We start from the raw sequence: 1,445 nt of genomic DNA, 5'->3' as shown, positions 1-1,445 counted from the left end.
GTCCTACCTTTCTTGATGTGGGTCTGAACTGGTCATTCGTAAGATCGGTGGGGCCCAGGGGCTCTGGGTATGGCTGGCATGTGGCCGCCGTTGGATGGCTCAGGAGACTTGGCCGCCCGGGGTCCCGCGACGACTCGACCGCTCATTGGGAGACGCGACGCGATCGCTTTGTAGGACAACGTCGGCGAGGTCGTCTGCTGGGTTCATGTACGACGAGCTGGCGGAGGTGGCTGTGCCCGAGATCTGGGCCGGAGTGGACATCGGCAAGGAACATCACCACTGCGTGGTGATCGACGCCCAGGGCAAGCCGCTGTTGTCGCGGCGGGTGCTGAACGACGAGAGTGAACTGCTCCAACTCATGGCGGACGTGCTGGAGCTGTCGCAGGACGTGCTGTGGGCGGTGGACATCAACCACGGCGGGGCCGCGTTGCTGCTCGGGCTGCTGGTCAGCCACGATCAGCACATCACCTACATCACCGGCCTGGCCGTCCACCGGGCGTCGGCCGGCTACCGGGGCCAGGCCAAGACCGACGCGAAGGACGCCTTCGTCATAGCCGACCAGGCCCGCATGCGCACCGACCTCGGGGTCCTGCGGCCCGGCGACGAGATATCGGTCGACCTGCGCACTCTGGTCACCCGCCGCACTGACCTGGTCTGCGACCGGACCCGGCAGATCAACCGCCTGCGCGCCCAACTCCTCGAAATCTTCCCGGCGTTGGAACGCTCCCTGGACCTGACGAGGAAAGGGCCGGTCCTGCTGCTGACCGGATACCAGACCCCGGCCGCGATCCGCCGTGCCGGCGCGGCGCGCATGACGACCTGGCTCAGGAACCGCAAGGTCTATGGCAGCGCGGCCTTGGCCAGGGCCGTCGTGCAGGCCGCCGAAGCCCAGCTCACCGCGCTGCCCGGCGAGAAACTCGCGGCAACCATGGTGGCCCGTCTCGCGAAGGGGGTGATGGCCCTCGATGAGGAGATCGCCGAGCTCGACGCCTTCATCGAGGGCCGGTTTCGCGAGCACCCGCACGCTGAAGTGATCCAGAGTATGCCCGGCATGGGCAGCCTGCTGAGCGCGGAGTTCCTGGCCGCGACCGGTGGTGACATGGACGCGTTCGGCACCGCCGACCGCCTGGCCGGCTACGCCGGACTCGCCCCCGTCCCCCGCGACTCCGGACGCGTCAGCGGCAACCTCCACCGCCCCCGCCGCTACCACCGCGGCCTGCTCCGCGCCTTCTACCTGTCCGCGTTCGCCAGCCTCCGCAGCTGCCCGGCCTCGAAGCGGTTCTACGAGCGGAAACGGGCCGAGGGCAAGGGGCACAAGCAGGCGCTGCTGGCACTCGCCCGACGCCGCGCCAACGTCCTGTGGGCCATGATCCGCGACGGGGCGTGCTACCAAGCCACACCACCAGTCACGGCGACGGCTTGACAACGTCATTGGGAAGTCTCCT

The 1,445-nt window shown here is 68.5% G+C and carries 1 protein-coding gene; it reads left to right on the top strand.

Annotated elements, in window-relative coordinates:
• Positions 1 to 226 precede the first annotated feature (226 nt).
• A complete protein-coding gene (locus tag JHN45_RS51880) occupies positions 227 to 1,423 on the top strand; it encodes an IS110 family transposase (RefSeq protein ID WP_201056484.1) in 1,197 nt (398 codons plus the stop codon).
• The last annotated feature ends 22 nt before the right edge of the window (positions 1,424 to 1,445 follow it).

It is taken from the genome of Streptomyces sp. MBT53 (assembly GCF_016654115.1).
Classification (GTDB): Bacteria; Actinomycetota; Actinomycetes; order Streptomycetales; family Streptomycetaceae; genus Streptomyces.
Note: the sequence above shows the minus strand (reverse complement) of the source record. Positions and strands in the feature narration are given on the sequence as shown.